General features: G+C 68.5%; 19 protein-coding genes and 1 tRNA gene. 5 read left to right on the top strand and 15 right to left on the bottom strand.

Features of this window, described 5'->3' with window-relative positions; translation table 11 throughout:
• Positions 1-28 precede the first annotated feature (28 nt).
• Positions 29-1237: a homoserine O-acetyltransferase MetX gene (gene metX / locus LQF10_RS03350; RefSeq protein ID WP_354002615.1), complete on the top strand. Its 1209-nt coding sequence runs from the start codon at positions 29-31 to the stop codon at positions 1235-1237.
• Between the two features lie 84 nt (positions 1238-1321).
• Here the strand turns inward: metX and LQF10_RS03345 are convergent, their stop codons facing one another.
• A complete protein-coding gene (locus LQF10_RS03345; protein WP_231066087.1) occupies positions 1322-2326 on the bottom strand; it encodes a Gfo/Idh/MocA family protein in 1005 nt (334 codons plus the stop codon).
• A 112-nt stretch (positions 2327-2438) separates the two neighbouring features.
• Between LQF10_RS03345 and LQF10_RS03340 the strand changes: the two genes are divergently transcribed.
• Positions 2439-3137 carry a maleylpyruvate isomerase family mycothiol-dependent enzyme gene (locus tag LQF10_RS03340; protein ID WP_231066086.1) on the top strand — a complete coding sequence of 233 codons (699 nt, stop codon included), beginning with the start codon at positions 2439-2441 and terminating at the stop codon, positions 3135-3137.
• Positions 3138-3213: 76 nt separating this feature from the next.
• Here LQF10_RS03340 and LQF10_RS03335 read toward each other — a convergent pair whose 3' ends face one another.
• From LQF10_RS03335 to LQF10_RS03320, 4 genes are all read right to left on the bottom strand, one after another.
• Positions 3214-4341, bottom strand: a complete 1128-nt coding sequence (locus tag LQF10_RS03335; protein ID WP_231066085.1) for a hypothetical protein — start codon at positions 4339-4341, stop codon at positions 3214-3216.
• Between the two features lie 9 nt (positions 4342-4350).
• A complete protein-coding gene (locus tag LQF10_RS03330; protein ID WP_231067234.1) occupies positions 4351-7284 on the bottom strand; it encodes an FAD-binding and (Fe-S)-binding domain-containing protein in 2934 nt (977 codons plus the stop codon).
• A 121-nt stretch (positions 7285-7405) separates the two neighbouring features.
• Positions 7406-8848: a hypothetical protein gene (locus LQF10_RS03325; RefSeq protein ID WP_231066084.1), complete on the bottom strand. Its 1443-nt coding sequence runs from the start codon at positions 8846-8848 to the stop codon at positions 7406-7408.
• A gap of 103 nt (positions 8849-8951) precedes the next feature.
• Positions 8952-9533, bottom strand: coding sequence for an RNA polymerase sigma factor (locus tag LQF10_RS03320; RefSeq protein WP_231066083.1), 582 nt, complete (start codon positions 9531-9533; stop codon positions 8952-8954).
• Positions 9534-9715: 182 nt separating this feature from the next.
• Between LQF10_RS03320 and LQF10_RS03315 the strand changes: the two genes are divergently transcribed.
• The gene (locus LQF10_RS03315) at positions 9716-12142 is read left to right on the top strand and encodes a phosphoketolase family protein (protein ID WP_231066082.1); all 2427 of its coding nucleotides are present in this window, start codon (positions 9716-9718) and stop codon (positions 12140-12142) included.
• Positions 12143-12248: 106 nt separating this feature from the next.
• Here the strand turns inward: LQF10_RS03315 and LQF10_RS03310 are convergent.
• The 6 genes from LQF10_RS03310 to LQF10_RS03285 all read right to left on the bottom strand — a co-directional run bounded on the left by LQF10_RS03310 (position 12249) and on the right by LQF10_RS03285 (position 17287).
• Positions 12249-12324: transfer RNA gene (locus tag LQF10_RS03310), tRNA-Thr, on the bottom strand.
• 167 nt (positions 12325-12491) lie between these two features.
• Positions 12492-14003, bottom strand: a complete 1512-nt coding sequence (locus tag LQF10_RS03305) for an alpha/beta hydrolase (RefSeq protein ID WP_231066081.1) — start codon at positions 14001-14003, stop codon at positions 12492-12494.
• 54 nt (positions 14004-14057) lie between these two features.
• Positions 14058-15194, bottom strand: a complete 1137-nt coding sequence (locus LQF10_RS03300; protein WP_231066080.1) for a DNA polymerase III subunit delta' — start codon at positions 15192-15194, stop codon at positions 14058-14060.
• Positions 15191-15814, bottom strand: a complete 624-nt coding sequence (gene tmk, locus LQF10_RS03295; protein WP_231066079.1) for a dTMP kinase — start codon at positions 15812-15814, stop codon at positions 15191-15193. Before tmk ends, LQF10_RS03300 begins: the two co-directional genes overlap by 4 nt.
• A 56-nt stretch (positions 15815-15870) precedes the next feature.
• Positions 15871-16398, bottom strand: a complete 528-nt coding sequence (locus LQF10_RS03290) for a hypothetical protein (RefSeq protein ID WP_231066078.1) — start codon at positions 16396-16398, stop codon at positions 15871-15873.
• Between the two features lie 124 nt (positions 16399-16522).
• The gene (locus LQF10_RS03285) at positions 16523-17287 is read right to left on the bottom strand and encodes a TetR/AcrR family transcriptional regulator (protein WP_231066077.1); all 765 of its coding nucleotides are present in this window, start codon (positions 17285-17287) and stop codon (positions 16523-16525) included.
• 102 nt (positions 17288-17389) lie between these two features.
• Between LQF10_RS03285 and LQF10_RS03280 the strand changes: the two genes are divergently transcribed.
• Together LQF10_RS03280 and LQF10_RS03275 are read left to right on the top strand one after the other, a co-directional pair.
• The gene (locus LQF10_RS03280; protein ID WP_231066076.1) at positions 17390-18367 is read left to right on the top strand and encodes an ATP-binding cassette domain-containing protein; all 978 of its coding nucleotides are present in this window, start codon (positions 17390-17392) and stop codon (positions 18365-18367) included.
• On the top strand, positions 18364-19221 hold the full coding sequence (locus LQF10_RS03275) for an ABC transporter permease (RefSeq protein ID WP_231066075.1): 858 nt from the start codon (positions 18364-18366) through the stop codon (positions 19219-19221). The genes LQF10_RS03280 and LQF10_RS03275 overlap by 4 nt, the downstream gene beginning before the upstream one ends.
• A gap of 64 nt (positions 19222-19285) precedes the next feature.
• On the opposite strand, the gene LQF10_RS03270 is transcribed toward LQF10_RS03275, so the two are convergent.
• The 4 genes from LQF10_RS03270 to LQF10_RS03255 all read right to left on the bottom strand — a co-directional run bounded on the left by LQF10_RS03270 (position 19286) and on the right by LQF10_RS03255 (position 25924).
• A complete protein-coding gene (locus tag LQF10_RS03270; protein ID WP_231066074.1) occupies positions 19286-20308 on the bottom strand; it encodes a Gfo/Idh/MocA family protein in 1023 nt (340 codons plus the stop codon).
• Between the two features lie 89 nt (positions 20309-20397).
• Positions 20398-23118, bottom strand: a complete 2721-nt coding sequence (gene topA, locus LQF10_RS03265) for a type I DNA topoisomerase (RefSeq protein WP_231066073.1) — start codon at positions 23116-23118, stop codon at positions 20398-20400.
• Positions 23119-23275: 157 nt separating this feature from the next.
• Positions 23276-24190, bottom strand: a complete 915-nt coding sequence (locus LQF10_RS03260; protein ID WP_231066072.1) for a phosphatase PAP2 family protein — start codon at positions 24188-24190, stop codon at positions 23276-23278.
• Positions 24191-24364: 174 nt separating this feature from the next.
• The gene (locus LQF10_RS03255; RefSeq protein WP_231066071.1) at positions 24365-25924 is read right to left on the bottom strand and encodes a DUF7059 domain-containing protein; all 1560 of its coding nucleotides are present in this window, start codon (positions 25922-25924) and stop codon (positions 24365-24367) included.
• Positions 25925-26009 lie beyond the last annotated feature (85 nt).

Genomic DNA, 26009 nt, shown 5'->3' with positions numbered 1-26009 from the left:
GGGGCCGAGAGGAACTACCGTGGACCCCGTGACCACCTGGGAGCCGGGCCCAGCCGGACGCGTCGGACGTGACGCGCCGGCTCGCCGCGCTCCGCTCCGGCGCAGTGCCCCGGCGGGCCCGATCCCGGCATCTGGCGCCTGGCGCGAGGGCGATCCCGTGGGTGATCGGCAGTTCGTCGACCTCGGGCCGCTGCACCTGGAGGCCGGTGGACGGCTACCGCACGTGCGGATGGCGTATGAAACCTGGGGCGAGCTCAACGCCACCGGGGACAACGCGATCCTGGTGCTGCACGCGCTCACCGGTGACGCGCACGTCACTGGTGAGGCCGGGCCCGGCCATCCGAGTGCCGGTTGGTGGTCAGCCATGGTCGGGCCAGGAAAGCCGATCGATACCGATCGGTACTACGTGGTGGCACCGAACGTGCTCGGCGGTTGTCAGGGCAGCACGGGCCCGTCCTCCGATGCGCCGAACGGCACGCCCTGGGGCAGCCGGTTCCCGTACGTGACGGTGCGCGATCAGGTGGCGGCTGAGCTGGAACTCACCGACCGGCTGGGCGTGAGCCGATGGGCGTTGGTGATCGGCGCCTCGATGGGCGGGCACCGGGTGCTCGAGTGGGCCCTGGCCGCCCCGGAGCGGGTGGCCGCGATCGCAGCGATTGCCACCTGTGCGCAAAGCTCGGCCGACCAGATCGCCTGGGCGCACGCCCAGTTGGGCGCGATCAGGGCCGATCCGAAGTTCCGCGGTGGTGACTACTACGACGCCGAACCCGGGGACGGCCCCCACCAAGGGCTGGGCCTGGCCCGCCAGATCGCACACACCACCTACCGCAGCGCGCACGAACTGGACCAGCGGTTCGGACGGTTGCCCCAGGGCGGCGAGAATCCGCTCGGCGGGGCAGGGCGGTTCGCCGTGCAGTCCTACCTGGATCACCATGCCGACAAGCTCGCTCGCCGTTTCGACGCGAACAGTTATGTGGCCCTCTCGGAATCGATGCTCACGCACGACATCGGTCGCGACCGAGGTGGTGCGGATGCGGCGTTGGCCTCGATCCAGGCGCGCACCCTCGCGCTCGCGGTCAGCTCGGACCGGTTGTTCCCGCCGTCACAGTCCCAGCGCATCGCCGACGGCGCCCCGCACGGGGTCTACCGAGAACTGGACTCCCCGTACGGGCATGACGGGTTCCTGATCGAGCACGAGCAACTCGCCCCGATCTTGACCGAGTTCCTCGCAGGCTGACCCCCTCACCGCGAGTGCGGCCCATCTCGCTCACTTGGTGAGGTATGAGCGTGAACAGCCGCACGCGATCGGGATCGAGTGCGCTCAGCGCTCGTGGAGCGCCACGCCGAGGCGATCAGCCGCCTGCTGCAGCACCGCCTGCACGGCGAGAGTGTCCGCGAGCGGCATCACGTCGCTTTCGGTGAGCCCTGCCGCCAGGCAGCGCCCCACCTCGATGAACTCCTCGGCATAACCGGCTCCCGACGGCGGCAGGTGCTCCTGTAGAGGTTCCTCGCCGTGGCGATGCAGCACCAGATCGATGGGGTGGTGGAACCGGGGTGGGATGTCGATCCACCCGTGGGTGCCGTAGATGCGCGCCTGCCCCGGCAACGGCAGGCGGAAGGAGGTCTGCAAGGTGGCGCTGCGACCGTCGTCATAGCCGAGCAGGAGGCCGGCCTCAGCATCCACGCCTGTCTCGGGCACCAGCGACCCGGTGACCTGCACGGAGTCCGGCGCGCCGAGGAAGTGCTGCGCGAACGAGACCACATACACCCCGAGGTCGAGCAGGGTGCCGCCGCCCAGTTCGAGCGCGAACATGCGGTCGGCCGGATCGAGGGGGCGGCGTACCCCCAGGTCGGCCTGGACTGCTCGGACCTCGCCAATTGCGCCGTCGGCCACCAGTCGTTTGGCGCGCAGGACCACGGGTTGGAACCGCGTCCACATGGCCTCCATCACGAACGCCTCGCGTTGGCGAGCGGCCTCGACAACTGCTCGGGCGCCGTCGAGGGTGGCGGTGAAGGACTTCTCCAGCAGTACCGCCTTGCCTGCCTCGATGGCCGCGATGGCCTGGCGAGCGTGGTCGCTGTGCGGGGTGGCGATGTACACGGCGTCCACGTCCGGATCGGCAAGGAGGGCGTCATAGCCCTGGTGTGCGCGGATCGGGACCTGGCCGGCATAGGTCTCAGCGAAGGCCCTGGCGCGTTCGCCCGACCGGGACCCGACGGCCACCAGCGTCCCGTTGGTGACATTCCCGAAGTCTGCGGCTACCTTCTCAGCGATCCGACCAGGTCCGAGGATTCCCCACCGCGTGCTCGTACCCCGTGTGCTCATCCCCCGACGCTAGCTCACTCGTGACGCCGCGAGTGCGGCCGATCTCGGCTATATCTCAGAACGTGAGCGAAAAGTGGCGCACTCGCGGAAGGGGGTGGGCGATGATGGGGCCATGGTGACCCTGACCCGGTATGTGGACGAGCTGCACGACCAGTGGGAGCTGCTGCGCGGCCGGCTCGACGATGTCGGAGCCGAGGTGCTCGCCAGCCCGAGCAGCCTGCCCGAATGGACAGTGGGCGACCTGGTGGCGCACCTGGGCCGCGCCCTGGACGCGATCACGGCAGCCGAACCAGATCCCACCAGCGAACCAGTGCCGCTCGCAGACTACCTCTCCGGGTACGCCGACGATGCGGCACAGATCGATCGGCGCACCAAGGAGTTCTCGGCCGCGATCGCCCACGACCCATTGGGCGGACTTGATGCGACGGTCGCCCGCGCGTTCGCCCACCTGGACACGCTCGCACCGGCCGGGCCGGATGCCGTGATCCGGACCAGGCGCGGGCCGATTACCGTGCAGGACTTCGTGATCAGCCGGCTCGTGGAGCTGGTGGTGCACGGATATGACCTGGCCCCTGCCATGGCCGCACCGGTACCGGTGGACGCCGGGGCACGCGAACTCGTGGCGCAGGCACTGGTGGACGTGGTGAACCGGCGGACCGGGTATGACCTGACGGTCTCCGATCCCGCCACCTGGATCAAGGCCGCCACCGGTCGGGGCACCTGGGACGACGTGGTCACCCGGCGAGCGCTGCGGCCCGAGTACCTGAGTGAGGGACTGCCGGACCTGCGGAGCGTGCTGCCACTCCTGTGAGAGCACTGGACGAGCCGCGAGTGCGCTCAATCTCGGCCATATCTCACCCAGTGAGCGAGAAGTTGAGCACTCGCGCTTAGGGGTGGTGGCGTCGGCGCGCGCGGCGAGAGCCTGCAGGCGCGTCGCGTTCGGTGCCCGGTCGATGACCGGCGCCCTGTGCCTGACCGCCGTGTGGCTGACCCGCATCATGTGCCCGGGTACGGGCGGCCTCGTCGCGAGCATCTGCCATCGGGAAGCCGGCCACCTGCCAGAGCAACCAGGCACGTGCCGGGTCGGCCCCGGCGCGCTCGGTGGCCTCCTCCAAGGTGGCGTACCGCGTGCCGGCCAGGGCGACCGCACCGGCACCGGACAGCGAGGCGAGATGCACCTGACCCTCGGCACGGAGTTCGATCGGCATGGGTGCGCCCACCAGCTCAGCGACTGCCTTCAACTGCGGGTCGGGATCGAAGGGCGGTTCCTGGCTCCCCTCATGCTGCACCGATTCCGATTCCGATTCCGGTTCTGGTTCCGGTTCTGGTTCCGGTTCCGGTTCCGGTTCTGGTTTATCGTCATCCTCGGACTCGAGGATGACCGGTGGGATCTCCGTGGTCTCCTCTGCCGCGTCCGGATAACTCTGCTGCGCGAGGGCCAGTTGTTCCGGTTCGTAGACGATGTCATGGTCGAGCACTCGCACCGTCGCCACGTGGACTGGCGAGACGTCCACCACCCGCTGACCGCCTGCACCATCGCGGACGTCCACGGAGTAGATCCGCACCCCGTGCATCACCCGCGTAGCCGCCAGTACGTCCGGATCCACGGCGCCGGCCACCACGAACAATTGCGGACCGGGCTGGGCGCCGAGAGGGCGCGACTCCCGGAAGGCCGCCCAGGCCGGGCGGAACGCCTCCACACCCCCTGGGTAGCGTGAGGCCACGGCCAGCCAAGAGGAGGCAGCCGTCTCCCCGGCGCGCGCCAGCGCCCGCACCAGGCCGGCGGCGTCGATGGAGTCCAAGACCACGGCAGTGACCACCTGACCGGCGGGATCCAGTGCTGTGAGCACCGGATCGGACTCCTGCGACCACGCGACCGGGAACAGGTCCACCCCGATCACGTCGAGAAGATAGTCCCGCAGTGCACGGCGCAACTCAGGCGTGAGCGGTGTGCTCGTGCGACGCCCGAGCACAGTAGGTACGAGTAGTCCGGAATCAAAGGCGAAGGACGGCATAACCGCTTCTCACATAGGACGGCGTAGGTCGGCGTCACCCACACGCCGTACTGCCCCCGGGCCTATGAGCAACTGCGCCAAGTGTACGCCGCGAACCCCGGCGAGTTGCTCTGCTTGAGTGCGGCAGGAGTATCCGTCGGCGAGGTAGACCGCATCAGCTGGTGCATCGGCCAGCGCGGGAAGGAGGGCTTGCTCTGCGACCGCCACCGAGACGTCGTAGTGGCCCGACTCCATCCCGAAGTTTCCGGCCAGACCGCAGCACGTGGTCAATGTGGTGACCTGCGCCCCAGTGCGTTCGAGCAACTCCAGGTCGGTGGTGTAGCCGATCACCGCGTGGTGGTGGCAGTGCGGTTGCGCGATCACCGTGGTCCCGGTGAGGTCCGGTGGGGTCCAGTCCCGCGGGCCGACGGGCGCGTCGGCAGTGAGCAATTCGGCCAGCGTCCGGGTGTTTGCGGCGAGGAGGTGCGCCCGCGGATCATCGGGGAAGAGATCTGGCAGGTCCGAACGCAGTGCGGCGGTACAGGAGGGCTCGATACCCACGATCGGGATCCCCGCCTCGACGTACGGAGCGAGCACATCCATGGTCTGGCGCAGCCGGACCCTGGCACCGTCAAGCTGGCCGGTGGAGATCCAGGTGAGCCCGCAACAGGCGCTCGCCTCCGGGAACCGGACCGTGTAGCCGGCCGCCTCGAGCAGTTCCACCATGGCCCTGCCGCCATCGGTGTCCAGATAGGACGAGAACGAGTCCGCCCACACCAGCACCTCAGGCCTGGCCGTCCCCGACGGCGTCCCCTGGCTTTGCGCCGTCGGCGCCTTGCGTTTGCGCCACCAGCGCGGCAACGACTCCTCGGCAAAGGTGACCATCGACCGGCGGGGGTCCATCCCGCCCAGGCTGAGCACGAGCTTGCCGATCGGGCGCACGCCCAGGACGGCGTTCACCAGCTTCGTCACGGCCGGCACCGTGGTGATCATGCGCGCCCAGCGGGGCAGCCAACCAAGGGCGTAGTGCGTGATCGGGCGCACCTTCCCGCGGTAGGTCCGGTGCGTCACCTCGGACTTGTACTGCGCCATGTCGATCCCGGTGGGGCAGTCGCTGGAGCACGCCTTGCAGCTCAGGCACAGGTCGAGGGACTCGTGCACCTCGGGCGAATCCCAGCCCTGCACGAGCGAGCCATTGGCCATCTCCTGCAGCACGCGTGCGCGGCCCCGCGTGGAGTCCTTTTCGTCCTTGGTGGCCAGATACGAGGGACACATGAAGGAACTCGGTAGATCGGCGCGGCACTTACCCACACCAGTGCAGCGGTGCACCGCCATCCCCATGTCTCCACCGTCGTGAGAGAAGGAGAAGCCGGACCCGGCCAGCAACGGCAGCGGCTGCACGTGCGGGCGGCGCAGATCCTCGTCCACCCGCCGCGGGCGCACCACCACACCGGGGTTGAGCAGATCCGCCGGGTCGAAGATCGCCTTGACGGCCTCGAACGTGCTGATCGCCTCGGGTGAGTACATCAGCGGGAGCAGTTCACCGCGGGCGCGGCCGTCGCCATGTTCACCGGAGAGAGAGCCGCCGTGCGCGGCCACCAGCTCGGCGGCTGCGAACATGAACCGGCGGAACAGCGCGACACCCTCTGCGCCGTCCTGCGGGTCGAGGGGGAAGTCGATGCGGATGTGGATGCACCCGTCGCCGAAGTGCCCGTACGGCAAACCGGAGACGCCATGTTCGCCCATCAATCGCTGGAAGTCGCGCAGGTAGGCACCGAGTTTCTCCGGCGGGACGGCGGCGTCCTCCCATCCGGGCCAGCCCTGGGCACCGTCGAGAGTGCGGCTGGCGAGCCCGGCGCCGTCGGCCCGGATCTGCCAGAGCGCGGCGGCCTCAGGCCCGGCGGGGATGATCTGCACGGCATCGGTGCCCGCGTCGGCAGCGATGGTGCGCGCATTCGCGAGCGCCTCGTCCTTGTCCGCTCCCCCCACCTCGATGAGCAGCCAGCCGGCGCCCTCGGGCAGATCGGGGATCGCGTGATCGCCTTGGTGCCGGCGCACCATCTCCACCAGTTCGGCATCGAGGCCTTCGACGGCAAGGGGTGAGTGGGCGAGCATCGCCGGCACAGCGTCCGCGGCCGAGGGCATATCCGGGTACCCGGCGGCCAGCAGTACCGGGGCGTTCGGGATCGGCACGAGCTGCACGGTGGCCTCGAGCACGGTGACCAGGCTGCCCTCGGTGCCGACGAGGAACTTGGCCAGGTCGGCGCCGTTCTCGGGGAGCAGGTGCTCCAGGGAGTATCCCGAGACCTGGCGGCCAAACCGTCCGAACTCGGTGCGGATCATGGCGAGCCGGTCACGCACCAACTCCTCGAGTCCAGGCAGAGCGGAGAGATCGCCGCGCCCGGCGGTGAACCGGCGGCCGGTGCCGTCCACCACATCCAGGGAGATCGTGTTGTCGGCCGTGCGGCCCCAGGCCACGGCGTGCGGGCCGCAGGCGTTGTTGCCGATCATCCCGGCGAGCGTGGCGCGGGACTGGGTGGAGGGGTCGGGGCCGAACCGGAGTCCGTAGGGGGCGGCCGCCTTCTGCAGGTCGGACATCACCACACCGGGCTGGACCCGTGCGGTGCGGGCCTCCGGGTCGATCTCGAGCACCTTGTTCAGGTGCCGGGAGAAGTCGATCACGATCCCGGTGCCCACCGCGTTCCCAGCGATCGACGTGCCTGCACCACGTGCGGTGATCGCAGTGCTGTGCTCCCGTGCCACGCGCAGGATGGCGAGCACGTCCTCCGTGCTCGTCGGGAAGACCACCACCTCGGGGATCACCCGGTAGTTGGAGGCGTCCGTGCTGTACTCGGCGCGGCGGCGCACACCGGCGTCGACCTCCCCGGAGACGGCCGAGCGCAGGGCGTCCACCACACCGGTCGGCCCGCCAGTGTTCTGAGACTCTGCGTTCTGGGTGCTCACGCTCGACACGGCGTCAGTCTGCCACGCCGAGCAAGGCTGTTCCGTTGCCGCTCACGCAGCGGGCACCCCGGCAGGAGTCCGCGCCCTCCACGCGAACCCTCCCTGCCGGGCGCGGTGGCCCTCAACCCTGGTCGAGATGTTCCTCGGAGATCGCGATCACTGTCCAGGTGCCGGACTCGCCCTCAGCGTCGGCACCGGTCAGGGTGTAGGTGGGAACGAGCAGGATCCGACCGGAGCCGGTGTACAACGTCTGCAGCCCGAGCTCCGCACCGGTGATGCTCACCTGGCGGACGGGCCACGGGATCGCGGCACCGGGATCGACGAGTGCCGGCGGAGCGGTCGGACCAGCCGGGCCCTCCACCGGAGAGTCCGGGTCCACCTCGGCCGGGATATCGGCAGTCCCACTCTCCGCGGCGAGATCCTCATCCCCGGTCTCCATCGGCATCACGTCGGAGCTGGCGCCACCGAAGCGCGGGTCCATCAGGCGCTCCACGGCGGCCTGCGGGGAGATCACATCGTAGGAACCGAGGTCGTACGGTTCCGCGAGGGATCCCCAGAGGTTCGCGACGCCGTCGGCACTCACCCCGCCGCCGATGGTGACGCCGGTGGCTTCCCCGTCCACCAGCAGTGCGGCGGTGACGTAGGCCAGGGGCCCCTCAGTGCCTCGATCGGCAGCCACGGCATAGTCATCCGGGTCCACCCCCAGCGCGGTCAACGCCTCGCGAAGCAGGTTCTCCGCATCCTCCTCCGGTGGAGCACTGCCGGTGGGGTCTGCGCACCCGGCCGAACTGGACGTGCCCGACCCATCCTCCTCGGCCGGTTCCGTTCCCTCGGCCAGTTCCTCGCACCGCCACGGGTCCAGTGCGGGATTCGAGTAGTCCACCGTGCCATCGGGGTAAACCCGCAGAACAGGTCCGCCGGAGTCGTAGGAGCCCAGGCTCCACATACCGTCGGATTCGGTGGTTTCGCCGCTCATTCCCAGCGCCTGCGCGATCTGCGCGACCCGTTCCGCGGTCGCCACCCCGGTGGCGTCCAGACCGAAGGCGTGGGCGGCACTGGACTGAGTGCTCAACCCGGAGGCGGTGAACACGGTTCGCTGACCGGAGGGATAGCTGAGCGCCTCGTCACTGGCTTCACTCTGCGCGGCGCCAGGCGCCAGCATGCCGGGCTCGGCAGCGCCGTCGGCCTCGGAAGCCTCTGCGGCCATATCCTCGACAGCCTCGTCCGATGCGGCCGCATTATCGGAACCGGTGGCCACGCCATTCACGCCGAGTGCGTACCCGCCACCGGTGAACAGCAGGGCGCCCACGGCGGCTGCCGCCAACCACGGGGTGCGGCTCCGCTTGCGGCGGCGGGCGAGTTCATCGGAGATCTGCTGATCCGAGGTCGCCGAGTGCTGCGCCTCGCCGCCTTCGCCACCGCTGTGTTCGGCATCGCCATGGCCGACATCGCCGCGCCGCGCGTCCACCGCGGCTCGCAGGGCATGCAGATCAGGGGTCGACCCGGCTGCTGGGTCCGCCGCGCGTAGCCGGTCCATTGCCTCATCACGAGGGTCGGTGTTCATCTCGTCCTCTCCATCCCGCCCATGCGGGCTTCACCCTGCCTGTGTGACATCGAGGAGGCCTGTTGCACCACCAGCTCATCCGGTCGCTGGCTTGGGAGGCGGTTCACGCCGTCTCGCCCCACGCGTCCCGGAGGCGCGCTCGTGCCCGAGACAAGGCTGCGGCCGCACCACCACGGGTGACGCCGAGTGCGTGCCCCAACTCGGCACCGTCCAATCCCTCCCATGCGTGCAGGAGCAGGATGTGCCGGTCCCGCCCGCTGAGCGCCGAGAGCGCGGCGGCGACCTGCTGATCGGCGACTGCCAAGTCGGCCGGGTCCGGGGCCAACTCGTCAAGCGAGTCCTCGACGATCTCTCCCACGGGCACCGGCCGCCCCTTGCGGCGGTGGTTCGCGAGCACGTAACCGGCCGTGCGGTAGAGCCAGGCAAGTTCGTGCCCACGGGGAACATCGCCCCGGCGGCGCCACGCCGTGGTGAGCACGTCAGCGGCGAGATCCTCAGCATCACCGTGAGCGCCACGGCGTGCGAAGTACCGGAACACGGCGTGGGCGTGCGCAGCGAACAGGTCCTCGAACCATGCCTCACCTCGATCGCCCTGCGTTGGGCTCCCTGGATCGGGATCCACAGAAGGGCGTGGGGCAGCAGAACCCGAGGCGTCCGCCCGCTCGGCTACGCCGTCATCGATCATGGACCTCTCCCTGTGCACGTGCGGTCTCACCCTGGTTGTGTCGCGTGCGGCTCGATCGTTGCATCCCGATCGCCGTGATGCGAGGACCGCGCCCTGAGAGGCGCTCCGCATCCACGTGAGTTTGGATGGGAATACGCGGCCGGCTGCTCCGGCCGATGCACTCGGGAGGAAGGCGCAGGCGAATGAGCACCAGCACCCACGACCAACCGGCCACCTGGCGCCGATCCCAGGGCCCCGGCCCGGACGACCAGACGCTGCGGCGGATCGACCGATGGTGGCGGGCGGCGAACTACCTCTCGCTCGGTCAGATCTACCTGCTCGACAATCCGCTGCTGCGCCAGCCGCTGACAGCCGAGCACATCAAGCCGCGGCTGCTCGGCCACTGGGGCACCACGCCGGGTCTGAACTTCCTCTACGCCCACCTCAACCGCGCGATCATCCAGCGGCGCCAGTCCACCCTCTACATCGCCGGGCCCGGCCACGGCGGCCCAGGGATGGTCGCGAATGCGTACCTGGAAGGCACCTACTCGCAGGTGTACTCCCACATCACCAGCGACGAGGACGGGCTGCGCCGACTGTTCCGGCAGTTCTCCTTCCCCGGCGGCATCCCCAGCCACGCTGCTCCCGAGACACCAGGATCCATCCATGAGGGTGGCGAACTCGGCTACGCCCTCTCCCACGCCTACGGTGCAGCCTTCGACAACCCCGGCCTCCTCGTGGCCGCAGTCGTGGGCGACGGGGAGGCCGAGACCGGGCCGCTGGCCACTGGGTGGCACTCGACCAAATTCGTGAACGCGCAGACCGACGGCGTGGTGCTCCCGATCCTGCACTTGAACGGTTACAAGATCGCGAACCCGACGGTGCTGGCACGGATCCCCGAATCGGAACTCATCGACCTGATGCGCGGGTATGGGCACACCCCTTACCTGTTTACCGCCGGATTCGACGACGAGGATCCCATCCGCACCCACGGCCGGTTCGCAGCGTTGCTGGACGACGTGCTCGACCACATCGCCCAGATCAAGGCCGAAGCCGACGCCGGCTCCCAGGACCGGCCCGCCTGGCCGATGATCGTGTTCCGCACGCCGAAGGGGTGGACCTGCCCGGCAACGATCGACGGCGCAGTGGTGGAGGACTCCTGGCGTGCCCATCAGGTGCCGCTGTCCGCACCGAAGGACAAGCCTGAGCACCTGGCGATGTTGCAGGACTGGCTGGCCTCCTACGGCCCGGACGACCTGTTCGACGAGGACGGCCGGCTCGAGCCTGATGTGGGTGAACTCGCCCCGGCAGGCGGGCTGCGGATGAGCGACAACCCGCACGCGAACGGCGGTCTGCTGCTGCGCGATCTCCTCCTCCCGGACATCCGCGACTACGCCGTCGATGTTCCCGATCCCGGGGCGACCGAGGGCGAAGCGACCCGCACACTCGGGCAGTACCTGCGCGACGTGATCCGGCTGAACCCGCACACGTTCCGGCTCTTCGGACCGGACGAGGTGGCCTCCAACCGACTGCAGGCGGTGTACGAGGCCACGGATAAGCAATGGAATGCCGGGTACCTGCGGCCCGAGGTGGACGATCATCTCGCACGAGCGGGGCGCGTGATGGAGATGCTCTCCGAACACCAGTGCCAGGGGTGGCTCGAGGGCTACCTACTCACCGGCCGGCACGGCGTCTTCACCAGCTACGAGGCGTTCATCCACATCGTCGATTCGATGTTCAACCAGCATGCGAAATGGCTGGAGACCACGAACACGATTCCGTGGCGCCGCCCCATTGCGAGCCTGAACTATCTGCTCTCCAGCCACGTGTGGCGCCAGGACCACAACGGCTTCACCCATCAGGATCCGGGCTTCCTCGATCATGTGATGAACAAGAAGTCCGAGATCGTGCGCGTGTACCTGCCGCCGGACGCGAACACGCTGCTGTCCACCTACGATCACTGCCTGCGCTCACGGCAGTACGTGAATGTGGTGGTCGCCGGGAAACAACCCGGACCGCAGTTCCTCTCCCTCGATGATGCCGTGGCGCACTGTGCGCGCGGCCTGGGCATCTGGGAATGGGCGGGAACTGAGCAGCCCGGGGACGCACTGGATGTGGTGCTCGCGTGCGCCGGGGATGTTCCGACCCTGGAGGTCCTGGCAGCCGCGGACCTACTCCGGCGGCACCTACCGCACCTCAAGGTCCGGGTGGTGAACGTGGTGGACCTGATGCGCCTGCAGGACGAACGCGAACACCCCCATGGGCTCTCCGATCGCGAGTTCGACCAGATCTTCACCACCGATGCGCCCGTGATCTTCGCCTTCCACGGCTACCCCTGGCTGATCCACCGCCTCACCTACCGCCGCACCGGGCACTCGAACCTGCACGTGCGCGGCTACAAGGAGGAGGGCACCACCACCACACCGTTCGACATGGTGATGCTGAACGACCTGGACCGCTACCACCTCGTGATGGACGTAATAGACCGGGTGCCCTCACTCGGCGCACAAGCGGCCGGGCTGCGTCAGCAGATGGCCGATGCCCGGCTGCGCGCCAGGGCGTACACGCGCGAGCACGGGCAGGACATCCCCGAAGTGGCTGACTGGGTCTGGCCCGGCGCGCCTGAGTAATCCGCGACGTGAGATCGCCTCGGAGTGAACTTCGCGCATCGGAGGGAGGCGGGAACCTGCCTCCGACGGCGGACGTTACCTCCGTGCGGTCAGAATGCACTCCTGATGGAGCCGCCTATCGGAATCGAACCGATGACCTATTCATTACGAGTGAATCGCTCTACCGACTGAGCTAAGGCGGCGTGGGCGCGTCTGGCGACGAGCCGGGCCTACTGTACCTGCCGCCGTCGCAGGTGGGCAAAACGCGCTGCCAGTGCGGGCGTCTGAACCCAGTTTTCGTGTTTGAACCCCCAGCGGCGGGGGTTCAAACACGAGAAGTGGGTTCAGATGGCGCGAGCCTCATACGCCGCTAGCAGGCGAGGCCATCCTCGGGAACCACACCGTCAAGCAAGAACGCCTCGACGGCCTCATCCACGCAGGCGCTGCCCGCTCCGTAGGCGGTGTGCCCATCGCCGTCGTGGCCGATGAACACCCCGGAGTCGAGCTGCTCCGCCAGCGATTCGGCCCACTCGTACGGGGTGGCCGGGTCACGGGTGGTGCCGATCACCACGATCGGCGGCGTTCCGGGGGCATGGATCTCGTCCCGCTGCGCGTCCGAGGTCACCGGCATCGTGGCGCACGCGACCTCTCCGTAACTCAATGGCTCTCCGAACAGTTCGGAGATCTCGGTGTTGGCCTCGGCGTTGGCCAGACTCTCCTCCCGGTTCAGCTCGACCTGATAGTCCAGGCAATCAATCGCACGGAATGCACCCTGATCCTCGGGGTAGCTGCCGTCGTCCTCGCGCTCCATGGCGAAGTCGGAGAGGAAGCGCACCTGGGAGCCGTCCCCCTCGTTGAGGGCACCGACGGCGCTGGTCAGGGACGGCCACGAGGCTGGGCTGTACAGCGCCACGGTGATGGCATTGAGCAGGTCCGAGTCGGTCGCCGGCCGATCCGGATCCCCACTCTCGACCGGAGTGTCCTCCAACTGGTCCAGCAGGTCGATCGTCTGCTGCACCGCCGCGTCCACATCCCCGGAGAACGGACACTCCGCACCCGCCAAGCAGTCCTGCAGATACGAGCGGTAGGCCACCTCGAACCCCTCGATCTGTCCCGCGGTGATCTCCTCGTAGGACAGGGACGGATCCACGGCACCGTCGAGTACGAGCCTGCCCACCGTCTCCGGGAACATCTCGGCATAGTGCGCGCCGAGGAACGTCCCGTAGGAGAAGCCGAGATAGGTCAACGTGGACTGTCCCAGCACGGCCCGGAGCACATCGAGATCACGAGCAGCGCTGATGGTGTCCACGTGCCCGAGCAGTTCGCCCGTGTTCTCCTCGCACGCCTCGCCGTAGTCGGTGAGCGCCGCCACGTAGTCGTCCCAGCCCTCGTCGGTCTCAAGGTCGAACCGGAGGGAGAAGTACTCCTCAAGTTCGGCGCTGTCGTAGCACCGCACGGCGGTGGACTCCCCCACCCCGCGCGGATCGAACCCGACGATGTCGAAACTGCGCAGGAGATCGCCACCGAAGTAGGAGCTCACGTTCTCCACCATCTCGACGCCGGAACCACCCGGGCCGCCGGGATTCACGAACAGCGCCGCCTGCGCCTGATCGACCGCCCGATGGACCTTGACGGCCAAGGTGATCGTCTCCCCGCCGGGATCGTCGTAGCTCAGCGGCACCGAGACGTCGGCGCAGTCGAAGTTCTCCCCGCATTCGGCCCAGGAGACCTCCTGGGCGTAGTACTCCTCGAGTCCTTCCGGGGCCGTGACCGTGCTACCGGTGGGCTGCACCATCGGGGCCGCACCTGCGCAGGCGGTGAGTAACGCGAGACCGGCGGCAGCGATCGCGGCGGACCGGGCACGCGCAGAACGGAAGACCACCTCAGCAGTCTACGGGTGCCACCTGCTCGTTCCGCCGCACAGCAGGAGCCTCCCTCAACCCTGGGGGCGCAACGCGATCGTGAGTGCTTCCACGGCAAGCAATGGCGCTGCACCGGCGGCGATCCGGGTGCGGGCGAGCCCCACGGCCTCCATCCGGTGCACCGACTGCTCGGGCGTGGAGTGCTCGGCCATCGCGGTGATCCGCGCAGCGTGAGCCTGGTTCACCAACGGCACGTCACTACCCAGCTGAGACACCAGCACATCCCGGTAGTAGGACAGCAGGTCGATCATCGCCCGGTCCAGCAAGTCGATCAGGGCCCGGCGGGATCGGCGCTTCTGCTCCTCCTCAAGCTGACGGATCTGCGCGCGCAACGCCGGCGGGATCCGGGCACCTTCCTCGGCGCCGATCGTGCGCATCAGTTCGGACTTCTCCGCCGCGTCGCGCTCGGTCGTGGCCACCTTCGACTGCTCGGTGGCATCGTCCACGAGTCGTTGCGCGGCCAGCACCGCATCACCCACGCCCCGAATCGTGGAGGGAATGGCCAGCACAGTGTCCCGATAGGCGCGCGCGTCGTCATGGGTGGCCAGGCGCCGAGCCATGCCGATATGGCTCTGCGCAGCCCGGGCGCAGGTCAGCGCAAGGTCCGGCTCCACGCCATCGCGCCGGATCAGCAGCTCGGCGACGGCCTCGGCCGAGGGCACCCGCAGGTTCACCAGCCGGCATCGGGAGCGGATGGTGACCAGCACGTCCATCGGGCTCGGTGCGCACAGGATCCACACGGTCCGCGGCGGTGGTTCCTCGATCGCCTTGAGCAGCACGTTCGCCGTGCGCTCGGTCATCCGATCGGCGTCCTCCACGATGATCACCCGCCAACGCCCCTGAGAGGGGGAACGCTGGGCGAGGCCGACCAGTTCACGGGCTTCGCTGATACTGATCTGCACCTTCTCGGTGGCGAAGACGGTCACGTCAGCGTGCGTGCCGGCGAGGACGGTGCGCACGTCGTGCCCGGTCCCGTCGGGATCTCCCGGATCCTGCAGGGCGGCCGCGAACGCACGCGCGGCCACTGACCGGCCCGAGCCGGGCGGCCCTGTGATCAGCCAGGCGTGCGTCATCGAGGCTGCGTTCGTGGTGGCTGCCGAGAGCACCTCCACGGCGGCGTCCTGGCCCACCAACTCGGTCCACACGCTCATCGGGCTGCCTCCATCAACGGAGCCACGTGGTCACGGATCTCCTCGGCGATGTCGTCCTTCGGGCGTGCGGCGTCCACCACGAGCCAACGGCGGGGTTCGGCGGCGGCTCTGTCGAGAAACGCCTGGCGGGTGCGCACGTGGAACTCCAGTTCCTCCCGTTCGAGCCGGTCCGGGTCCACCGCGACCCGTGCGGCCAAGTGCACGGGATCCAGGTCGAGCAGCACGGTGACCCGTGGCAGCAGGTGCTCGGTCGCCCAGAGGGAGAGGTGCTCCACCTCCTGCGGCGGTAATGTGCGCCCCCCTGCCTGGTAGGCCACAGAGGAGTCGAGATAGCGGTCAGTGAGCACCACAGCGCCGCGCTCCAGAGCCGGGCGGATCAGTGAGTCCACGTGGTGGGCACGGTCCGCCGCGAACAGCAGCGCCTCGGCGCGCGGACCGAGATCCTGCCCATGCAGCAGCACCTCCCGCAGGGTCCTCCCGACGGCGGTCCCGCCCGGTTCGCGCGTGCGCACCACCTCACGGGTGGTCGCCTGCTCGATCCAGTCACCCAGTCGCGCCAGTTGGGTGGACTTACCTGCGCCGTCGCCTCCCTCGAAGGAGATGAAGAGTCCGGAAGTCACGAGTGCAGACTATCGGCGCCCGCCCACACTGGACGCCGAGGGCCACGGTGACACGTTCATCCCGTGAGTGCGGCCAGGGCGACGGTGACCGTGTTGGCTTCGCTGGTGGGTACGTAGATATCACCCACCACCTGGTAGGCGGCCTGGTCCGGGTTCAGCGGGTGGGCGATCGATGCGTCCCCGGCGAGGAAGAGCAGGTACTCCTCGCCCACGGTGAGATCCGGGCCGTCGCTGGCCGTTCCTCGGGGCGTATGCACCAGTACCGTCTGTTCGTCGGCGCCAGACCACGTCCGGCTCACCGCCACCTCGTAGATGAGCACTGGCATCACACCCGACTCTGCTGCACAGTCTGGAACCCCCGCACACGGGTTCATTTCCGGATCATCACCACTAGGACCGGTGAGCAGATCCACGTCGTCTTCCCACGAGCCCCGCACGTGCCCTTCGATGACGAGGCTCGACGCCGCGATGAGCTCCTCGGCCGAGGCGTACCAGGGATAGTCGGCCATCACGGCACCGGCAGGCTCCTCGCTCTCACGCGACGACGCCGGATCGCCCTGGGTGCATCCCGACAGTGCGAACACTCCGGCGAGCAGGCTGAGTGCGAGCCTAGTGCCAGGTCGTGGCCTCGAGATCCGTCCCATACCGAGCATGTGTCGCCTCGGGACCGGATCTTTCGTTCCACTGACTCGCCAGATCGAGCGTTGGCTACCTGCGCTGTTCGGCGCGCAGTTCCAGTCCGTCCAGCAGGCAGTTCAGGCCCACCTCGAAGGTCGCTTCCCACGTGCCGTCGAAGGCATCCGCACCGAGCGTGGCCATCACGGGGTACTCCCCCGATTGCATCGCGGCCTCCATGAACGGCAGCTGCGCGCCCCAGAAGGCCTGATCGTCGAGTCCCGACTCTTCTGCTATCTGCTCGTAGTAGACCTGCTGGCGCACCGCTCCGGTCACGAAGCCATCAACGGCAGTGACGACGTTGATCTTCTCCTTGTCGCTCATCGGAAGATCCCTCAGTCCGGCCATCGTCTGCTCGAGCCCCGCCACGCTGCCAGGCCCGAGTGTGGGCCGCGACATGTTGACCTGAAGCAGCCATGGATGGCGCAGATACAGTTCCCGACCGCTCCATGCATCCGACTCCAGCGTCGCGCGCCACGTGCGCGGGCCCTGCGGCGACGGACCGGACGGCGCGAGGATCCTGTCGAGGACGAGGGCGAGCAGCACGTTCTTGTCCGGCACATAGCGGTACAACGTCATCGTGCCCACACCCAGCTCACGGGCGATGCGGCGCATCGAGAGCGCGTCCACACCGTCGGCATCGGCCACGGTGATGGCCACGTCCACGATCGTCTCCACGGTGAGGCCGGGCTTGGGTCCCCGGCCTGCGGGCGTGTGCCCATTCCAGAGCAACTCCAGCGCGCGGACTAGTTGGGCGTGCGCCTCGTTCCGGGCGGCCTCAGGTGACGTCGATGACATGGGATCCCACTGTAGCGAGTGTTTCGCGTGCAGCGTACGCAGTTTGACTGGGTACGCTGCACGCAGTATCTTCAGCGTACACCGCACCCAGTAGGAGGGGATATGCCACCAACCGACCTCGCGGTCGAGGCTCACGGCCTGACCAAGCACTACGGCACCACGGTCGCGCTCGACGGCGTCGACCTCGCCGTTCCTCGCGGAACCGTTCACGGTCTGCTCGGCCCCAATGGCGCCGGGAAGACGACGACTGTTCGCATCCTGACGACCCTGACGCGCTTCGACGAAGGACGCGCCATGGTTGCCGGCCATGACGTGAAGGCCACGCCACGGCTGGTACGCCGAGCCATCGGACTGACCGGTCAGCAAACGACGGTTGACGATCTACTCACCGCCCGTCAGAACCTCGTCATGTTCGGGCGATTGTTCCGCCTCGACAAAGCCGCGGCTCAGCGGCGCGCGGATAAGTTACTGGAGCAGTTCAGCCTGGCTGACGCGGCCAACCGGGCGCCGAAGAAGTTCTCCGGCGGGATGCGCCGCCGGCTCGACCTCGCAGCATCGATGATTCTCGCGCCGCAGGTGCTGTTCCTCGACGAGCCGACCACGGGCCTGGACCCGGCCGGGCGGCGCGAGGTCTGGCACGCGATCCGTCAGCTCGCCGACCAAGGCACCACGGTGCTGCTGACCACCCACTACCTCGATGAAGCCGATCAGCTCTGCGATCGGATCAGCGTGGTCGACCACGGCCGCAATCTCGTTGAGGACACCCCCGCCGGCCTCAAGCGCCGGATCGGTGACGAACGGCTCGAGCTGACCGTGGCCGACCCCGCGGACCTCGTCCAGGCGGTGGACTTGGTGAGCCGGGTCACCGGCCTCACGCCGGACACGACGTCCAGCAGCACCACCCTGAGCGTTCCGGTGCCCGACGGCGTCCGGGCCCTGACGGAGGTGGCCTCGGAGATCCGCGCAGCGGACCTGGACCTCGCGGATATCGCCCTGCGACGACCCACTCTCGATGAAGCGTTCCTGCAACTGACCGGCGACCAGGCTGTGCCCATCGCACAGGAGGAGCAGACCCCATGAGCACAACGACCATTCGCCCGTTCACGTCCACCGACGACACCCTCGGCGCACGCGTCCGGTGGGCGCTCAAGGACACCTGGACCATCGTGGTGCAGGAGTTCACGCACCTGCTGCGTCAGCCGTCGACGTTCGCCTGGCAACTCGGTATGCCGGTGGTGATGGTGCTGATGTTCGTCTACGTCTTCGGCAGCGCCATGGACGTCACCGGGATGGGCGCCGGCGTCGGCTATGTCGATTACGCCATGCCCGGGATGTTCGCCATGACGATCGCCTTCGGGTTCATGAACACGGCCTTCCCGGTGGCGTTCAACAAGGAGAAGGGCTTTATGGACCGATTCCGGTCCATGCCGATGTCGTCCTCCGCCGTGGTGACCGGCCGGGGGGTAGCGGACATCATCCAGGCGGCGGTGGACCTCGCCGTCATCGTGGGGATCGCGCTGGCCATCGGGTGGCGCCCGAACGGCTCACTCGCGGAGACGTTCGCGGCGTTCGCCCTGCTGCTCTGGCTCCGGCTCGCGCTCATCTTCGTCGGGATCTGGATTGGCCTGCGGGTCAAGAACACCGAGGGTGCCGGCAACCTGTTCGCCATCGCCTTCCCGCTGGGATTCATCTCCTCGGTCTTCGCTCCGCCGGACATGATGCCCGGCTGGCTCGGTGCCGTGGCCGCGTGGAACCCGGTGTCCTCCACCGCCTCGGCGATCCGCGAGTTGTTCGGAACTCCTGGGGTCGACCTGACCTCGAGTACCTACTGGATCGAGGGACAGGCCATCGGTGGTGCCATCATCTGGCCGGTCCTGATCATGATCGCCTTCATCCCGCTGGCCGTGCGGCAGTTCCAGAACCTCAGCCGCTGACCGCAGAGTCGAGTCGTCGCGACCGGCAGGACCGGTCGCGACGGCTCGGCTCATCGGTCCCGGGTCACTCCCCCGGCAGCACCACACCGAGCTGGCGGCGTGCCTCGTCCATCATCTCCATGACGGCCATCGTGTCTGCCCAGGAGTGCACCGCTGACTCTGTGCGGCCTTCGGCGACGCACCGGGCCACCTCGGCGGCCTGATACTCGAAGCCACCACCCACCGGTGGGGTGAATGTGCGCGGCTCGCCCCCGCGGGGCCGGACTGTCACGGTGGTCGGCGCATAGAAGGTCGGTTCGATCTCGATTCGTCCCGCTGTGCCGGTGACCGTGGCGGCGTTCCGGGTGGCGCCCTTCAGGCTCGCGCTCAGCAGTGCCAGCGCCCGGTTGCCGTAACGCAGCGTGATCGTCTCACTCTCGTCCACACCAGTCGCTGTTTTCGTGCCGAGGGCGCTGATCTGGTCCGGCGACCCGAGCACGCTCTGCGCAAAGGAGACCGGGTATACGGCGAGGTCGAGCATCGCCCCACCTGCCAGCTCCGGGTTCTTCAGTCGGTGATCGTTGCCCACGTGGTCCAGATCCTGCCCGTGCTCGGCGGTGACCATGTGCACCTGACCGATCTCACCGGAGTTGAGGATGTCTCGCAGCGCAACCATGTGGGGGAGGAAGCGGCTCCACATGGCCTCCATCACGAAGACCCCCCGGTCCGCGGCGGCGTCGAACAGCTGGCGGGCCTCGGCGGCGTTGCGGGTGAGGGACTTCTCCACCAGCACTGGCTTGCCTGCCTCGATGGCGAGCAGCGCGTGCTGCAGGTGCTCCGAGTGCGGGGAGGCAACATAGACCGCCTCGACCTGCTCGTCGGCGACCAGGTCGGCGTAGTTGCCGTGCGCCGTCGGCACTGCATGGTTCTCAGCGAATGCGGCGGCCCGATCCTTGCTGCGCGAGCCCACCGCCACCACAGACCCGGAGGAGTGAGCGGGAATATCCGTGGCGAACTTCGCGGCAATCCCACCAGCGGCGAGGATTCCCCACCGTAGCGGTGGTGCGGCGGCAGGGTCAGGTCCGTACGTCACGTCATGGCTGGTCATGGGTTCAGCCTAGAGCGCTCACCGAGCCGACGCTGATGCGTCGCGCTGGACATCATGCTGCCTAGCGCGACGCATATCAGTCGATCGGGTCAGGACTTCTTCGCGGGCGCCTTCTTCGCGGGCGCCTTCTTGGCTGCGGTCTTCTTGGCCGGTGCCTTCCGCGCGGGCGCCTTCTTCTTCGCCGGGCCCTTCGCCCGCTTCTCCGCGATCAGCTCATACCCGCGCTCAGCGGTCAGCGTGTCCACGGAGTCGGCCGCACGGAGCGTGGCGTTCGTCTCGCCGTCGGTCACGTACGGCCCGAACCGGCCGTCCTTGACCACCACGGGCTTACCGGAGACCGGATCCTCGCCGAGTTCCTTGAGCGCCTTCGAGGCACTCGCCCCACGCCCCCGCTTGGGCTGGGCGTAGATTTCCAATGCCTCATCGAGGGTGATGTCGAACAGTTGGTCCTCGGTGGTGAGCGACCGGGAATCGGTGCCCTTCTTCAGGTACGGCCCGTATCGCCCGTTCTGCGCAGTGATCTCGTCCCCGGACTCGGGGTCAGTACCCACCACGCGCGGCAGCGAGAGCAACCGAAGCGCCGTATCGAGCTCAATCGTGCCCAGGTCCATGTCCTTGAACAACGACGCCGTGCGCGGCTTTACCTTGACAGGCTTCTTCTTCCCCTTCACCGGCTGCTCCGGCTCGGGCAGCACTTCGGTGACATAGGGGCCGAATCGGCCGTTCTTGGCGACGATCGTGTGCCCGGTCTCCGGGTCCGTGCCCAGCTCCCGGTCTCCGTCGGCGTTTGCTGCGAACAGTTCCTCGGCGCGAGCCGCGGTCAACTCATCGGGAGCGATGTCATCTGGCACGGATGCACGCCGCGCCTCTCCGCCTTCCTCGGCGGGCGGGCCCTCGAGGTAGGGGCCATAACGACCGACCCGCAGCGTGATGCCGTCGCTGATCTCAATGGAGTTGAGCGCCCGGGCGTCGATCTCGCCGAGGTCCTCCACCAGATGCTTCAGACCTTCGGCGCCGTCACGGCCGAAGTAGAACCCGGCCAGCCAGTCCACCCGATCGGCATCCCCGGCCGCGATCCGGTCCAGGTCGGATTCCATCTCGGCGGTGAAGTCATAGTCGATCAGCTTCGGGAAGTGCTCCTCCAGCAACCGGATCACCGAGAAGGCCACCCAGCTGGGCACCAGCGCCTGACCGCGCCGCAGGACATACCCCCTGTCCGTGATCACCGAGATGGTGGCCGCGTAGGTGGAGGGGCGGCCGATGCCACGTTCCTCCAGTGCCTTGACCAGGCTGGCCTCGGTAAAGCGCGGCGGCGGGGAGGTCTCGTGCCCATCGGCCACCAGCTCCTCGGTGGCCACACCGTCCCCGGTCTGCAGATCGGGCAGGCGGGTCTCCTTTCCACCCTTCGCAGCACCGTCCTCGTCGTAGCGCTCCACATCGCGGCCCTCTTCGTAGGCTGCGAGGAACCCGCGGAAAGTGATCACCGTGCCGGAGGCAGCGAACTCGGCCACCCGGCCATCGGTGGCGGTGCCCTGCAGGCGCACGGACGCCGTCGAGCCCTTGGCATCGGCCATCTGGGAGGCCACGGTGCGCTTCCAGATCAGCTCGTACAGGCGGAACTGGTCACCGCTGAGCGCATTGGAGACCTGCGCCGGAGTGCGGAAGGAGTCCCCGGCGGGGCGGATCGCCTCGTGCGCCTCCTGCGCACCCTTGGCCTTGGAGGCGTAGTGGCGCGGCTTGGCGGGGACGAAATCGGCACCGTAGAGCTCGGTGGCCTGGTTGCGGGCGGCGGTGATCGCCTGCCCGGACAGCGCCACCGAGTCGGTCCGCATGTAGGTGATGTAGCCGTTCTCGTACAGGCCCTGCGCCACCCGCATCGCCTGCCGGGAGTTCATCCGCAGTTTGCGGGAGGCCTCCTGCTGCAGCGTCGAGGTGGTGAAGGGGGCGGCCGGGCGGCGGGTGTACGGCTTCTCCTCGACGTTCGAGACCGTCACGTCGGCGCTATCCAGCGCCGTGACGAGTCCACGCGCGGCAGCCTCGTCCAGGTGTAGCACCGAGCTGCTCTTCAGCGTGGCGTCGTCGCGGAAGTCCTTCCCGGTGGCCACGCGGGTGCCGTCAACGGCCACCAGCCGTGCGCCGAAGGTGGTGCCGGCTGTGGCGCCGCGGCCGCCGGTGAAGGTGCCGCGCACGTCCCAGTACTCGGCGGCCACGAACGCCATCCGTTCGCGTTCGCGGTCCACCACCATCCGGGTGGCCACGGACTGCACCCGGCCGGCGCTCAGGCCCTGGCGCACCTTGCGCCACAGCACCGGGGAGACTTCGTATCCGTAGAGACGGTCCAGCAGGCGCCGGGTCTCCTGGGCATCCACCAGGCGGGTGTCAAGGTCACGTGGCTCGGCCAGCGCGCGCTGGATCGCCTCGCGGGTGATCTCGTGGAACACCATCCGCTTGACCGGCACCTTGGGCTGGAGCACTTCGAGGAGGTGCCACGCGATGGCCTCCCCCTCGCGGTCCTCATCGGTGGCTAGGTAGAGCTCGTCGGCATCCTTGAGGAGCTTCTTGAGTTCGGTGACCTTCTTCTTCTTGTCCGCATCGACCACGTAATAGGGATCGAAGCCGTTGTCGACGTCGATGGCGAACTTCTTGTACGGCCCCTTCTTCATCTCCGCGGGCAGCTCAGAAGGCTGGGCGAGGTCCCGAATGTGGCCCACGCTCGCCTCGACGTCGAAGCCGGAGCCGAGATACCCGGCGATCGTTCGGGCCTTGGCTGGGGACTCGACGATCACAAGCTTGCGGGCCGATGCGGTCACGCGGACCTTCCTTCTTCGGGTGCGCACTGCCGGGCAGTACGTCAGGGACTCTCGCGGTGAGACGCTACATCGTGTGCGGGTGTGCCGTCGTCTCGCGGCTTCAACTGTGTGACGCGCACCACCAATTCGGCGCAGGCGGGCGGAGGCCAGACGGCGGTCAATCCCGTTGGTAGGGCCGCATCACGAGCATGCTGCCCATCAGCAGGCACGCCGCGCCAACTACGGCGAGGCAGCCACCAGCGTACGCGAGAGTGGTCGGGCCGCCGCCGAGGTCCGCGATCGCGGTACTCGAATCAGGAAGCTGCGCAAGCACCCAGGCCCCGATCGCGGCCGACGAGACGGCGCTGAGCAGACCAGTACCACCGAGCACTGCCGCAGCATTCACCGGCGGGGCCGCGCGATAGCCACGTGGCAGCGCCGTGGCGGAACGAACCTGCCGGGATGCCTCCACCAGGAAGTACCAGGCGGCCACCACGAGATAGGCCGCCACCACGTCGGAGGGACGGTGCCATCCTCCCACCAGGGTGCCCAGGCCGGTCAGGACGGCATACCCCGCACCGGCAACCGCCACCACGCCGCGCACCCGATGCGGAGCGATGAGCAAGGCCGTGGCCGCCACCGATGCGGCCACCGTGGTGTGACCCGAGGGCAGCGAGTTCCCCAGCACGTAGGTCACATCCAGGTTCGGCCGCGGGAGGACCTCTTTGAGAAGCTGGGTGGTCACATTCGCGCCTCCGAGCAGCACCACGGCACCGATCGCGATCGACCGGCGTCGCTGCAGGATCGCGAACGTCACGGCCGCGATCAAGGCCGCTGCCACGAACGGGATCGAGACGATGGTGAGCACCGGAAGCAGGAACGGCTCGAGCGTCTCGCGCCCGAACGAGGCCCCGAGCGCGGCAGCATCATCGAGTTGCTGCCCCGTGGGGGTGGTCACGAATGCCCACCACAGGAAGATGACCCCACCGGCACTGAGCACGGCACCCATGATCGGCACCGCAGCACCCCAGTAGCGGGCAGGGTCAGGCCGCGGTGCGGGCTGCACCGAGTGGGGCGGTCTCGCGGGGGTCATCGTGGCCATCATCGCGCACAGTAGCCTCCGATTCTGGAGGTTTCCTGAGGGCGCGGCGAGCACGCGCACACTCCGCACGCGCGCTCACCCACCCACGAGCCTCGACTGGCACGTGGTGGCCGCATTCCGCGCGTGGAAGGCCACGAGGTTGCGCACTGAGTCGTGCGGTACGGGTCAGAGCACCAGCAGCCCATCGAGCACCAGCCCGCGCACATCCGGCAGCACCGAGTCCAGCACGGCATCGCGGTCCACATCCGTGAGTGCGGCCACCCCGGCAGCGATCTGCGCCACGGTCAGTTCGCCGTCGCAGGTGCCCACCACCGCCGCGAGCGCAGTATCCGCGCGCACGGTGCGCCCCACACCCCCGCCCTGGCGCAGCACGATCACCTCGGGATCACTCGATCCCGGACGGTAATGCCGCTCCTCGGTCACATCAACCGCCACGGTGAGCGCCCGCCCGGCGAGCGCCGCGTCATCGAGGGTGGCGAGCTGATCCTTCGCCGCCAGCGTCGCGGCGACCGTCGGCCAGATCGTGGGCGCGAGGGTGCCGGTGATCTCCTCCACCCGATGCCAGGGCGCCCTGATCTGGCCAGCAGAAGGGCCGCCGTCGGCGGGCTTGTGCACGGTGACGTACCCGAAGCCGACGGCGTCCACCCCGCGGGCGGCGAAGTCGTCCAGCCATGCGGCGTAACCCTGTTCCCAGACGGCCCGATCTCGCTCCGGGGTGATACCGCCGTCACGTAGCCAGGTCTCGGCGTACTCCGCCGGATCGGAGCTCTCGCGCTGGATCACCCAGCCGTCCAGACCGGACTCGGTCAGCCAGCTGCCGATCCGGTCGAAGGGCCCCTCACCCTCATGGACCTCCCAGTTCGCGAGCACCTGAGCCACGCCACCCGGCGCGAGCACCTCACCCACGCCCGTGATCAGCTCGCGCACCACGTCATCTCCGCGCCGGCCGCCGTCACGGTAGGTGTACTCGAGCACCCCGGCTGCGCGGGGGGTGATCACGAACGGTGGGTTGGAGACCACCAGATCGAAATGCTCACCGGCCACCGGCTCCAGCATCGACCCGGAGCGCAGATCGAGCGAGACCTCATTGAGCGCAGCGTTCAACCGGGCAAAGGTGAGCGCACGGGCGGAGATGTCGGTGGCGACCACCTCGCGGCTGAACGGTGCCACGTTGAGGGCCTGCACGCCGCAGCCGGTGCCCAGGTCGAGAGTGCGGCCCACCGGTCGGCGCAGGGTGAGCTCGGCCAGGGTGCGGGAGGCACCGCCCATGCCGAGCACGTGGTCGCCCGTGACCGCGCGGCCAGTGGTCGCCTCACCGAGATCGGCAGTCAGCCAGAACGCACCGTCCGGGGTGTCGATGGGGCGCAGATCCACGGCACCGCGGCACTCATTGGCGCCGGTGCGGTGGACCACTCCGAGCGCGAGGGCACCGTCGGCGCCGGTCCGGGGCAGGGCCGCCTCGAGCGCAGCCGGGCTGAGGGTGTCTCCCAGCATGAAGGCGCGAGCGAGCAACGCGGCCGGGTCGGCGCCCGCCGCACGTGCCGATCGGATGGCGGGAAGCACCTGCTCGCGGGACATGGCCGCGCTCGCCATCGGGCCGAGCAGCTGGGCCAGCCGATCCACGGTGAAGTCGGCATCGGTCAGATCGGCACGCAGGGCGCGGACGAGCCGCCGGTCCACGTTCGCCGCCGGAATCGTGGTCCGCACGCCACTGCCTCTTCCCATTCGCCAGAATCCACTGCCCACATCGGTGCCTCAAGCGTAGCCAGATCGTTGAGGGACTTTGACGATTGGACACCCACCGCTCACC

Source organism: Ruania halotolerans (genome assembly GCF_021049285.1).
Taxonomy (GTDB): Bacteria; Actinomycetota; Actinomycetes; order Actinomycetales; family Beutenbergiaceae; genus Ruania; species Ruania halotolerans.
Note: the sequence above shows the minus strand (reverse complement) of the source record. Positions and strands in the feature narration are given on the sequence as shown.